Origin of the sequence: Dyella japonica (assembly GCF_040545895.1) — a bacterium.
Classification (GTDB): domain Bacteria; phylum Pseudomonadota; class Gammaproteobacteria; order Xanthomonadales; family Rhodanobacteraceae; genus Dyella; species Dyella japonica_D.
Map to the genome: position 1 here is coordinate 407,342 of NZ_JBEPMU010000004.1, position 12,001 is coordinate 419,342.

Below are 12,001 nucleotides of genomic sequence, written 5' to 3' on the forward strand. Positions count from 1 at the left end.
CGCATCTCAGCGACCATGGCGCAGGAAAACCTCAGCCCTGCATCTCTTCCAGCTCCATGCCCTTGGTCTCACGCACGGCTTTGAGCACGAAGATCAGCGAGATCAGGGCGAAGGCGGCGTACAGGCCGTAGGCAAAGGCCAGGCCTACTTCGGCCAGCGCCGGGAAGGTGCTGGTGATGGCGAAGTTGGCCAGCCACTGCGCGGCGGCGGCCACGGCCAGCGCAATGGCGCGGATGCGGTTGGGGAACATTTCACCCAGCAGCACCCACACCATCGGGCCCCAGCTCATGCCGAAGAACACTACGTAGGCGTTGGCGGCGACCAGCGCCACCATGTTCCACGGCGCCGGCAGGCTCAGGCTCGCGCCGTTGCCGGTGGCCTGCGAGAAGCACCACGCCATCGCGCCCAGCGTGATGGTCATGCCGGCCGAGCCGATCACCAGCAGCGGCTTGCGGCCGATGCGGTCCACCAGCGCAATGGCCACCAGCGTCACCAGCACGTTCACCACCGAGGTGGCCACCGTGATGGAGAACGAATCGGCTTCGCTGAAACCCACCGAATGCCACAGCGTGGACGAGTAGTAGAAGATGACGTTGATGCCCACGAACTGCTGGAACACCGACAGCAGGATGCCGATCCACACGACGGGCAACAGGCCAAGGCGCGGGCCGCGCAAATCCTTCAGCGTGGGGCGGTATTCGGAATGCAGGCTCTGCTGGATGTCCTTCACCTTCGCGTCGAGTGCGGCCTCGTTGTGCATCGCCAGCACCTGGCGCAGCACGTCCTTGGCTTCGGCAAGGCGACCCTTGGCCACCAGATGCCGCGGCGATTCGGGCACGCCGAGCACCAGCGAGCCGTAGATCAGCGCGGGCACCACGGCGACCAGGAACATCCAGCGCCATGCGGCCAGGCCCATCCACAGTTTCTGCGCCGCGCCACCAGCCGTACCGGCGAGCCATGCATCGCTGAGCAGCGCGGCGAAGATGCCGAGTACGATCGCCAACTGTTGCAGCGAGCCGAGTCGTCCGCGCACGGCGGCGGGCGAAATCTCAGCAATGTAGGTGGGCGCGATTACCGAGGCCACGCCCACACCGATGCCGCCGACCAGACGCCAGAACACCAGGCTGGCCACGCCGGTGACGAGGCCCGAGCCCAGCGCACTCGCCGCGAGCAACAAGGCGGCCACCTGCATGGCTCGCACGCGGCCGAAGCGGTCGGCCAGCGGACCCGCGTACCACGCACCCACGGCGGAACCAAGCAGTGCGCAGGAAACCGCGAAGCCGATGTGCGCCGCGTCCAGCCCGAAATTGCCGCGCACGGCGTCGACGGCGCCATTGATCACGGCCGTGTCGAAACCGAACAGGAAACCGCCGAGTGCGGCAGCTGCGGCGATCAGTACGACGCGCGCGGTCGCATGTTGTCCGAGGTCATCGACGGAGTTCGACGACGACGGCGTGGAATTCAAGTTCATTGCCTCTCCCCAATCCAGAGTCCGGCGATTCTGCGCTGGCAGTGCCGGTTCATTGAAGTGAATACGTATGCAACAGAGTGGCGGGAATGTCGAGCTTTAAGCGGGTGGGAGGGGAATGTTGCGGGTGCGTTGAGAGTGTTACGGGGTTCTTTGCGGTGTAGTTGTGTTCGATGGTGTGACTGGCCTGCTGTTGTGTTGCTTCGCAGCATGCTTGGTCTGCGCGGAAGAATTGCGATGGTTCTGCGACCTGGCTCGCCTGCGGCGGGCTTCCGAACCGCTGCCGCGGTCCGGGTTACTTTTCTTTGCTTGCCCAAAGAAAAGTAACCAAAAGAAAAGGCACCCCGGATGACGCGCCTTCCGGGTGGAGCCCGGAAGGTACGCGTGCGGGCTCCGGGGTTTTTCGACAGGACATCCTTGTCCTGTCGAAAAACTGGCCGCATCCCTGCGGCCACCCTGCGGGCTTTCCTCCACCCGCCCGCCGCTGTCATACGGGGACCCCGTAGAGCCAAGGGCAAAGCGCGAAGTAGCTACGCGTCCGCGAGCACCCGCCCCTCATCCCTGCCTTCTCCCCAGAGGGGAGAAGGAGAAGTGGGGTGCGCGGAGAAGGCGTGAAGACCGAAGCCAAAGCAAAGGCCGATGCAAGGCGAGGCTCCGCTTTAAGTCCTCTTCGCATCGACGCATTGCGGCGTAGCCGCACCGTTCATTAGGAAGATCGTGACGATCCGGGCTCCAAAACCGTCAAGGCTCGTATCCCACAGAACGCTATGAGCCTATCGCTCTAAAGGCCATTTTCTTTGGGTTACTTTTCTTTTGGGCCAGCAAAAGAAAAGTGACTCGAGCGGCGGCAGCCGATCGAAACGCCCGCCGCGTAGGCGGCACGCTGGCGGCCGCGCTGCATAAGAGCGACAGCAACGCCGCCGCGACAATCGGAAAGCAAAGTCACTGGATGACCAGCCATTCGGCTGTTGAAAAGCGCCTCCGGCCTTCGCCGGGATGACGAGCTAAAAAAGCAACGGCGATATTTAAGCGCTTAGCGCGCCCTGCATTTGCAACAACGAAAAATAGAAACGCTACCGCGAGCAGCCATCCCTCACCTCAAAAGGTGAGCGCAAACAAACCACTCACCACTGCGTGCGCCCCGGCAACAACCCCTTCAATTCAACATCGGTCAGGTTGCGCCACTGCCCCACCTTCAAATGCCCCAGCTTCACATTGATCACACGCACGCGCCGCAACTGCGTCACGCGATAACCAAACTCAGCCGCCATCAAACGGATCTGCCGGTTCAAGCCCTGCGTGAGAATGATGCCGAAGCCGAACTTGGCAATCTTGCGCACTTTGCATGGCTTGGTCATCTGGCCGTGGATGCGTACGCCGCGCGCCATGCCCTTGAGGAATTCGTCGGTGACGGGCTTGTTCACCGCCACCAGGTATTCCTTCTCGTGGTTGTTTTCCGCGCGCAGGATCTCGTTGACGATGTCGCCGTTGCTGGTGAGCAGGATCAGGCCTTCCGAATCCTTGTCCAGGCGGCCGATGGGGAAGATGCGTTCCTGGTGGTCGACGAAATCGACGATGTTGTCCTTCACCGTCTGGTCGGTGGTGCAGGTGATGCCCACCGGCTTGTTCAACGCGATGTACACGGCGCGCTTGGCTGCCGGTGTGGCGGCCAGGATGCGTGCCTTGACGATCTCGCCGTCCACGCGCACTTCGTCGCCCTCCAGCGCCTTGGCGCCGGTGGTAACGACTTCGCCGTTAATGGTGACGCGACCGGCCAGCAGCAGCTCGTCCGCCTCGCGGCGGGAGCAGATGCCGGCTTCGCTGATGTATTTGTTGACGCGCATGGGATCAGGAGTGAGTTAAGAGGAGTGGGAAGTGAGAGGGAGCGGTTATCTCACTTCTCACCTCTTTCCACTCGCTTCTGCTGTTACGAACGCAGGCCCACGCCGCGCTTGAGCAGATGCAGCGCCACGGCGGTGAGGCCCACCACGAATACCAGCATCACCGCGAAGGCCACGCCGATCTGCACGTCGCTCACGCCGAGCACGCCGAAGCGGAACGCGTTCACCATGTACAGGATGGGATTGACCATCGAGATGCTGCGCCACGGTTCGCCGAGCAGGTCGACCGAATAGAACACGCCGCCGAGATAGGTGAGCGGGGTGAGTACGAAGGTGGGCACCAGCGCGATGTCGTCGAATTTCTTGGCGAACACCGCATTGACGAAGCCGGCCAGCGAAAACACCGTGGCACCCAACAGCACCGACAGGAAGGTGATGAGCGGATGGGCCACGTGCAGGTCGGTGAAGAACAGCGCGATCAGCAGCACCAGCGCGCCCACCACGAGGCCGCGCGTGACCGCGCCGGTGACGTAGCCCAACAGGATCACCCAGTTGGGCATCGGCGACACCAGCATTTCCTCCACGGCGCGGCTGAACTTGGCGCCGAAGAACGAGCTGGAGATGTTGCCGTAGCTATTGGTGATGATGCTCATCATGACCAGGCCGGGCACGATGTACTGCATGTACGTGAAGCCATGCATCTGGCCGATGCGGCTGCCGATCAGCTTGCCGAAGATCACGAAGTACAAGGTCATCGTGATGGCGGGCGGAATCAGCGTCTGCGTCCAGATGCGCATGATGCGCACGATTTCGCGGCGGACGATGGTGTTGAGTGCAACGAGGTTGCCCGTGCCGTTCATGCGGCCTTCTCCGTGTTGTCCTTTCGGCCGTTCTCGACGAGTCGCACGAACAGTTCTTCCAGGCGATTGGTCTTGTTGCGCATCGACGTCACGGTCACGCCGCGCGCGGACAGGCCGGCGAACAGCGAGTTGAGATCGTGCGAGCGGGACATTTCCGCTTCGAGCGTGTGATCGTCCATGCGGCGCAGTGTGATGCCGTCGATGGTAGGCAGGTCACCGGGCGCGTTGTTCACGTCGAGCACGAAGGTTTCCACGTCGAGCGAGGCCAGCAGGCGCTTCATCGAGGTGTTCTCGATGATGGTGCCGTGGTCGATGATGGCGATGTTGCGGCAGAGCGTTTCCGCTTCTTCCAGGTAATGCGTGGTGAGGATCACCGTGGTGCCGGCGGCGTTGATGCCGCTGACGAACTGCCACATCGAGCGGCGGATCTCGATGTCCACGCCCGCGGTGGGCTCGTCGAGGATGAGCAGCTTGGGCTCGTTCATCATCGCGCGGGCGATCATCAGGCGACGCTTCATGCCGCCGGAGAGCATGCGCGCCTGGTGATGCGCCTTGTCCCACAGGCGCAATTCCTTGAGGTATTTCTCGGCGCGCTCCATCGCGACCTTGCGCGGGATGCCGTAGAAGCCGGCCTCGTTCACGCAGATGTCGAAGGGCTTCTCGAACTGGTTGAAGTTGATTTCCTGCGGCACCAGGCCGATCAGCTGCATGGCCTTGCCACGCTGCTTGTTCACCGATACGCCGAATACCTGCGCATCGCCGCTGCTGGCGTTGACCAGCGAGGAAAGAATGCCGATGAGGGTGGATTTGCCGGCGCCGTTGGGGCCGAGCAGGGCGAAGAAATCGCCGGGCTGGACCGTGAGACTGATGCCTTTGAGGGCTTCGACGCCATTGCTATAGGTCTTGCGCAGGTTTTCGACGACCAGCGCGGGTGTTGAAGAGGGGGACATGGGCTGCACCGAATGGGCCAGCCTTCTATTATACGTGGCTTGCACACGCGCTCCGTCCAGGGGCGGCGATCTCACTGTTTCCCCCGGAAGACCCATGGCCGACCATTTTCAGCTTCGTCTCGTCGACAGCACCATGCTGGCGCCCACCGTACGGCACATGGCGTTCGAGCGCGCTGACGGCCAGCCCCTGGCCTTCACGCCGGGCCAATTCCTGCAGATTCACTTTCACTACGAGGACGGCACCGCCACCAAGCGCAGCTATTCGGTGGGCACGGTGGGCGACGGCTCCTCGCCGGTGCAACGCATTGAAATTGCCGTGAGCTATGTGGAAGGCGGGGCCGCCACCAAATTGCTGGGCGAACTGCCCATCGGCGGCGAAATCAACGCCAGCGGCCCGTACGGACGCTTCTGCCTGCAGGCCAACGACGCCAACGCCCGCTACCTGCTGCTGGCCACCGGCACGGGCGTCACGCCGTATCGCGCCATGCTTCCGCAGATCGCCGAACTGGTGAAGCAGGGGCGCGAAGTCGTGCTGCTTTACGGTGCGCGCAACGAGACCGAGCTGCTGTACGGCGAGGAATTCGAGGCCTTCGCCCAGGCCAACCCCGGGTTCACCTTCCATGGCTGCCTGAGCCGCCAGCCGCGCGAGGTGCCGCGCCCGAATGACCGACAAGGCCACGTGCAGAACGTGCTGGCCGAGCTGGCGCCCAGCGCCGAGCGGGACATCGCCTATCTGTGCGGCAACCCGAACATGGTCGATGCGGCCTTTACCGCCCTGAAGGATTTCGGCCTCCCGGTGATGCACATCCGTCGCGAGAAGTACGTTTCCTCACGTTGAATCGCGCAACCGTTCCTAAACCGTTGCCCAACAAGACGCTCAAGTTCGGCTGAGACCGGCCGCTAACCGGATCAGCCCCGGCGCAGCACGCCACTTCCCAACCGCCATTCTGCGGGTCGTCTTCCCGACACCCGCCAAAAACGTGACGCAGTTCACGCTGTGAAGACCTGCCCGGGTTTTGGATATCAAGGGCAAGGGGCCCACGCCGATAGATCCCAACAGGTATCCCCAAAAAGGGGATGCGGGAAGGGGCGTTTATGAAGGGCTGGATTCGCAAGACCTGGATGGGTTGCGTTGTCGCCGTATCGCTGGCCGCGCCGGTGACTCGTGCCAGTACGTCAGGAACGATCACATTCGTGGGCGCCATCGTCGCGCCTACCTGCAGCATGGAAAGCGTGCAGGTGGGGCCGGGTCATACGACCGGTGGCTGCGGCATCGGACCGGATGGTCAGCCTGCCCACACTGTGATGTATCGACAGGACGTGGTTTCGCTTGAGTCCGCATTGAGCACGCAGGATCGTCTGCTCAACTACTACGCCGGTTACGCGGGCACCGCCGATACCAAGCTCACCGTACGCACCTACGAATAACGCTGCCCCGTTACTGGTAGTTCACCGTGAACGTGGCCTTGGACGAGACGGTGCCGACCGAGACGTTGCCGTTGCCACTGCGGTAGTACTGCGCATAGTAGGGAAGCGTCACCACGCCGCCGGCCGACGCGCCGGTCACCGTCGTGGCGGTACCCCATGCCACGGGGTCCTGGTCCTGATCCAGCAACTGCACGCCGACATTGTTGGCCGAACCCGTGGAGCTCATCAGGCCGGCAGTCGTGGTGGATTGCGCGCTGGTCCATGCGATCGTCGCATTCACGCCGGTCTGGCAGGTCAGTCCGATGGAGAATGCCGTGAGGCCCGACACGCTGCCCTTGGCAGCAAGCGTCGCGGTCGAAATAGCGGGCAGGGTGATCACCTGGGCGGCCGAACCGGCATTGATGGAGCAGGTGGGCGCCGCGATGACAGTGCCGCTGCTGAGCGACAGCGTCGTGCCGAGTGAGGTGCTGACCTGCTTGCCGTTGCAGCCGCCGCTCACCGATTGGCAGCCTCGCACATACCAGTAGTAATTGAGCAGCGCCGTGCTGTTCGAAATGGTGCCGTAGCTCACCTGGCCGCCATTGTTGTTGATCACGATGAGCTGGGCGGTGTACGTCACCGACATGCTGCCGCTCGGCGCGGCCACGTGGCCGACCATGTACGCATTGGCCTGCTGGTCGCCGGGCGTGACGTCGTAGCCGCTCATGCCCGGGCTGATGCTGACCTGGATGCCGATACCCGGCACGTTGGTGGCGTATGTGAGCGAGGTGATATTGGTGCTGCTGGCCGGAGGCGCCTGCGCGGGATACAGCTGGCTCGGCAACAGATTGAACACCTGGATGCCGGCCGAATTCGTGCCGCCGTTGGTAGCGCTGACGCTGGGTACGCCGGTGCAGTTGAACGTGGCCGTGACGCTGACCGCGTTGCCCAACAACGTGCCCACGGCCGTGTTGGAGGGCACGGTGACGCTGGGCAACGTGATGGTGCCTGACGGGCCGCCGGTGCACGATGGATTGGCCGCCGCCATGGCGGTTGGCGTCACGCCGATGAATCCGCACAGCACCACCAGCAACAGCGCGGCCAGGCGCAGCGAGCGACGGCGGGAAGAAGCGAACTGCATCATTGGGCTGCCTCGGCGACTTGCGCAACGGTCGTGCTGTCGGGCTTGCAGGTAACGTTGACCTGCTCGAACTTGGCGTCGGACGTCTTGGTCTTGGCCTTCGCCGGCAGGTCATAAGAGAAAGAGCAGGTGCGGTCGCTGCCGCCATCGTCCTGCCAGCGCGCCACCAGCACGCCGGACTGCTCCACGCCGCGCGCCAGGATCAGCCCACCCTGGCCGATCACGCCGAGCGCCACACCCTTCGGGTTGATGATTTCGGCACCGAACGGCGGTGCACTGCCGTCCGGCATGCGTGCACGGAAGATCACGCTGCGGCCGGTCTGCGTCTTGAATTTCATCATCACCACCGCGCCGGCATAAGGCGCCACCTGCGTGCTGGTGGAATCGAGCTGCACGTCCAGCGGCAGGCCCTTCGGGTCGATCTCGACCGAGTTCAGCGTATAAGGCGCCAGGAACGGCAGCACCGCATAACCGAAGCGATCGATGCGCACGCCGGCGCCACCGTTCACCGCGGCGCCCGCGGCACCCGGCACGTAGACGATGCCCACCGTGTCGCCGATCGGCTGGCCCAGCGTGACGCCGCCCGGATGCGCCACCACGGAGCCGGACACGCTCAACGACGCCTGCGAATAGCCGCTGCCGTCGCCATAGCTGGCGTTGATCACCGCATAAGGGCTGCGATAGCCGCCGAACACGCTGCCGGCGTTGCCGCTGCTGTCGCCGTGCGAGGCGGAGACGCCGTAGTTGTATTGATCGTGGTCGCCCAGCGTGCCGTTGATCGCGGCCTGTTCCTGCGCGCCCGTCACCTGGTCGTGCGAGAGGTTGAGCGTCATGTTCGGCGCGTGCGCGCCGCTGCCCAGCGGGATGTTGAATGACAGGAAGTATTGGTTGTCGTAGCGGCCCAGCGGCGTCACCGAACGCGTCGCCGAGATGTTGTAGGTCACCTGGCGGAAATGGTTGTTGTAGCCGAGCTGGAACTGCGTGTTGCGGCCGTTGTGGTTCCAGTAGTCGCTGGCGGCCACGTTGGTGTAGATCGAACCGCCGTTCTTGCCCAGCTGCTGGCTCAGCGACAGTGTGAAGTTGCTGCGCTGGCGCAGCACGCCGGTGGCCGACACGATGGGATTGGTGGCGAACGACGAACCGGACAGCGCCGCCTGCTGGGCTGGCGTGAGCACGCTCTGCACCGGCACGCCGTCGATGGTCTGCACGATCTGCGGCGGCACATAGTCGAAGGCCGCGATGCCCTCGCGGGCGTACTGGCGCGCGAGCTCGGCCTGCGACAGCGTGAGGAAGCCGCCGGTGGAATAGCGATACGCCGCCACCGACAAGGTGGTCTGCGTCGACGGGATGATCTTGCTGTACGTCACCCGGTAGCTTTCGCCCGACTGCGTCGAATAGCCCGGGATGTGTGCATTGGCGTGCGTGATGTCCAGCGCCAGTGCGCCGAAGCGCGTATCGATGGCGCCACCCACCAGCACGGCACCATAACCCTGCGAACCCACGATGCCGGCGTAGCCGGTGAGCAGGTTGTTGAAGCCGTGCTGGATCGTGCCCTGCACCACGGCCGGATGATCTTTCACGGCGTTGTCGCGCAACTCGCCGGCGGCGATGTCGAAGCGCGTGATGCCCGGGCGCAGCAACTGCGCGACCGAGGCGTACGGCACCACGAAGGTATTCACGCGGCCGTCGGCTTCGGTCACCGTCACATCGAGGTTGCCGCCGTAACCGGTGGGATACAGGTCGTTGATGGAGAACGGGCCCGGCGACACCGTGGCCTGGTAAATCTCCACGCCGTTCTGGCGCACGCTTACGCGGGCATTGGTCTGCGCCACGCCGCGCACCACCGGGGCATAGCCCTGCATGGACTGCGGCAGCATGCGGTCATCCGTGCCCAGCTGCACGCCGCGAATGCCGTAGCTGTCGAACACAGCGCCGTCGGTGTAGCTGTCGCCGATGGTCAGCAGCGCGCGCATCGAGGCGATGTCGCGCTGCACGTAGGTCTGGATGTTCTGCCAGTGCGTGCGCGACGGCGTGCCGGCCACGCCGGAAACCCAGTTCATCGTGCCCTGCTCGCGCAGATGCCAGGAGCCCACGTTGAGGCCCGCATTCACGCCGAGGTAGGCGGTGGACTGGCTCACGCCCGCGCTGCTGCTGTGATACGCGTTGAAGTTGTAGTTCAGCAACGCGGCCGGCACGCCGGCATCCCAGTACTCCGGGCTCACGTAGCCGCGAGCGACCTGGCCCAGGTAGGCCTGCGGAACGCTCGCGTCCAGACGCAGCTGCGTCATGTCGAAGCTCGTCGTGGCGCCGGGAATGATGCTGTTGAAACTCACGCAGGCCGAGGGATCGGTCAGCTGCGCGGTCACTTCATGCGTCAGGTCGGCGGGATGCAGGCCCATCTGGTCGAGCAGCTTGCGATCCACGCAGGCGGTGGCGTTGCTGCTGGCATCGGGTGCGACGAAGCGGATGTCGCGACGGCCCACCCACGCATTGTTGAGATACACGTCGGCGTTATAGGTGCCGGGCAACACCGGGTTGCCGTGCTCGAAGCGCGACAGGTCGGTGGTGTTCTGGCCGGCACCGGAAAGCAGGGAGCGATCGAAATCCGCGTAGCCGCCACTGGCGCTGGGATCAGCGCCCGAAGGCGAGGCCGAGGCCGCAGGATCGGCCCCGGTCGCCGGCATCGCCGCGGCCACGCCAGCCCAGCCGACCAGCACCGACGCAATCGCCGAGCACAGCAGTACGCGTGAGCACGCCACGGGCCAGCGTGCATTGCGCTGGGTGGCGTGCATGGTTGTCATTGCGCGACGCTGCCCTTCAGCACCACGTCGGCGCCGAAGTCATTGATGCAGGCGTAATCGATCACGCTGCCGGTGGCAGGCTTCTGATTGAGATCGGTGATGGCCAGATGCAGATCGGAGAGCGGCGCCACCATGCCGGTGTCGACCTTGTGCTCGGCGCCGGCCACCGTCACCGTGACATGGCTGACCGTGACGTAGTAGGGCGTGGGGTTGTGCACCACCAGCTCGGCGTTGGCGCCGTTGCTGCCGGCCTTGAAGGTGAGCTGCGACGGCGCCTTGAGCGGATCGCCCGGCAGGCCATCGGGGCGATAGAACAGCTTCAGCCGCGAGCGGATCGCAAACTGCAGATAATTCTTGTCCTGCACCTGGAGCGCGTTCGGCTTCGGCGGGACTTCGAGCACATTGAGGAAGAACAGCGACTCGCGATCGCTCGGCAGCGGCTGATCGCTGTGCGTGAACAGGATGCGCAGGCTCTGGTCGCGGTTCGGTTCCATGCGGAACAGCGGCGGCGTGATCAGGAACGGCGTGTTGACCTTGTCCGGCGTGGACTGCTCGTCGCCGGCGTCGACCCAGGATTCGATCAGCGCGGGCGTCGTGTTCTGGTTGGACATGCGCACCGTCACCTCGCCGGCCTTGGCCGGAAAGACCACGCGGGTTCCCGTGATGACGACGGTGGCATGGCTGGTGCCGGCGAAAGCGCACGCAGTGGCCAGCAGCGCCCCGGAGAGGGCACGGATCGTGCTGTTCATGGAATTCTCGGAAAGAGGCGGGTGAGGAATGCTGCGGCCGGTGTTCCGGCCGCAGCGATGCAACGGCGACCAGTGATTACTGGTAGTTCAGCGCGTACTGCACCGTCGAGGTCACGCCACCGACGGTGGCGCCGGTGCCGGCCGGAGCGACGTAGCCGGCGTAGTAGGTGAAGCTGCCGTTGGAACCGGCGCCCGAGAGGTTCATGTTGCCGGCACCCTGCGAACCGGAAGCGCCGTTCAGCGTCAGCGCGCCGCCGATGGCCTGCGTGTTCGACAGGGCGATTTCGACGTTGCTCGGCGTGGCGGCGGTGTTCAGCAGGTAGCCGTTGGTGGAGTCGATGCCGGCGCCCGAGAAGTACGGGTATACCTTGGACCAGCCCGTGATGGCGGCGCAGTTGGTGACGGCCATCGTCACGGCGGTCCAGCCGCCCGACGCGCCGGCCGGCAGCATGGTGTTGATCATCGGGTTCAGCGTGATGGTCGGGCTGGCGGCGCCGTTGACGAGCACGCTGCAGGTGGAGGCCACGACCGAGCCATTGATGGTGATGGTGCCGGTGCTGGCGGCGTTGGCCACGGAGACGGCGCCCAGCGAGGCGACGAGCACGGCGGAGAGGAGAAGCTTCTTCATACCCATGTCCTTTTGAACGTTTGGTGGATACATCGTTTTTGACGCGCTTCCGGACCTTGGGCAGGTGCCCCCCGCAGCGCTTGCTTAGGCTTCTGGTCCGTACCCTGCGGGTCGTCTTCCAGGTCGCTTACGGCCCTCAAAGCAACCCCCGTGCCA

The 12,001-nt window shown here is 64.3% G+C and carries 10 protein-coding genes; 2 read left to right on the forward strand and 8 right to left on the reverse strand.

Going from position 1 to position 12,001, the window contains the following annotated elements:
- Positions 1-31 precede the first annotated feature (31 nt).
- From ABIC75_RS15135 to ABIC75_RS15150, 4 genes are all read right to left on the reverse strand, one after another.
- Positions 32-1,471 carry a sugar porter family MFS transporter gene (locus tag ABIC75_RS15135; protein WP_354014708.1) on the reverse strand — a complete coding sequence of 480 codons (1,440 nt, stop codon included), beginning with the start codon at positions 1,469-1,471 and terminating at the stop codon, positions 32-34.
- 1,121 nt (positions 1,472-2,592) lie between these two features.
- On the reverse strand, positions 2,593-3,312 hold the full coding sequence (rluF, locus tag ABIC75_RS15140; protein WP_354014709.1) for a 23S rRNA pseudouridine(2604) synthase RluF: 720 nt from the start codon (positions 3,310-3,312) through the stop codon (positions 2,593-2,595).
- Between the two features lie 83 nt (positions 3,313-3,395).
- A complete protein-coding gene (locus tag ABIC75_RS15145) occupies positions 3,396-4,169 on the reverse strand; it encodes an ABC transporter permease (RefSeq protein ID WP_354014710.1) in 774 nt (257 codons plus the stop codon).
- Complete coding sequence (locus ABIC75_RS15150) at positions 4,166-5,119, reverse strand: ABC transporter ATP-binding protein (RefSeq protein ID WP_354014711.1); 954 nt, start codon at positions 5,117-5,119, stop codon at positions 4,166-4,168. The genes ABIC75_RS15145 and ABIC75_RS15150 overlap by 4 nt, the downstream gene beginning before the upstream one ends.
- A 94-nt stretch (positions 5,120-5,213) precedes the next feature.
- Here ABIC75_RS15150 and ABIC75_RS15155 point away from each other — a divergent pair, with 94 nt between their 5' ends.
- Both ABIC75_RS15155 and ABIC75_RS15160 read left to right on the forward strand, forming a co-directional pair.
- The gene (locus ABIC75_RS15155; RefSeq protein ID WP_354014712.1) at positions 5,214-5,957 is read left to right on the forward strand and encodes an FAD-binding oxidoreductase; all 744 of its coding nucleotides are present in this window, start codon (positions 5,214-5,216) and stop codon (positions 5,955-5,957) included.
- 257 nt (positions 5,958-6,214) lie between these two features.
- Positions 6,215-6,547 carry a hypothetical protein gene (locus ABIC75_RS15160; protein WP_354014713.1) on the forward strand — a complete coding sequence of 111 codons (333 nt, stop codon included), beginning with the start codon at positions 6,215-6,217 and terminating at the stop codon, positions 6,545-6,547.
- A 10-nt stretch (positions 6,548-6,557) separates the two neighbouring features.
- Here ABIC75_RS15160 and ABIC75_RS15165 read toward each other — a convergent pair whose 3' ends face one another.
- The 4 genes from ABIC75_RS15165 to ABIC75_RS15180 form a co-directional block, all read right to left on the reverse strand.
- Positions 6,558-7,670: a fimbrial protein gene (locus ABIC75_RS15165; protein WP_354014714.1), complete on the reverse strand. Its 1,113-nt coding sequence runs from the start codon at positions 7,668-7,670 to the stop codon at positions 6,558-6,560.
- Positions 7,667-10,459 carry a fimbria/pilus outer membrane usher protein gene (locus ABIC75_RS15170; RefSeq protein ID WP_354014715.1) on the reverse strand — a complete coding sequence of 931 codons (2,793 nt, stop codon included), beginning with the start codon at positions 10,457-10,459 and terminating at the stop codon, positions 7,667-7,669. Before ABIC75_RS15170 ends, ABIC75_RS15165 begins: the two co-directional genes overlap by 4 nt.
- A gap of 5 nt (positions 10,460-10,464) precedes the next feature.
- Complete coding sequence (locus tag ABIC75_RS15175; RefSeq protein ID WP_354014716.1) at positions 10,465-11,217, reverse strand: fimbria/pilus periplasmic chaperone; 753 nt, start codon at positions 11,215-11,217, stop codon at positions 10,465-10,467.
- Between the two features lie 76 nt (positions 11,218-11,293).
- Positions 11,294-11,845, reverse strand: coding sequence for a fimbrial protein (locus tag ABIC75_RS15180; RefSeq protein WP_354014717.1), 552 nt, complete (start codon positions 11,843-11,845; stop codon positions 11,294-11,296).
- Positions 11,846-12,001 lie beyond the last annotated feature (156 nt).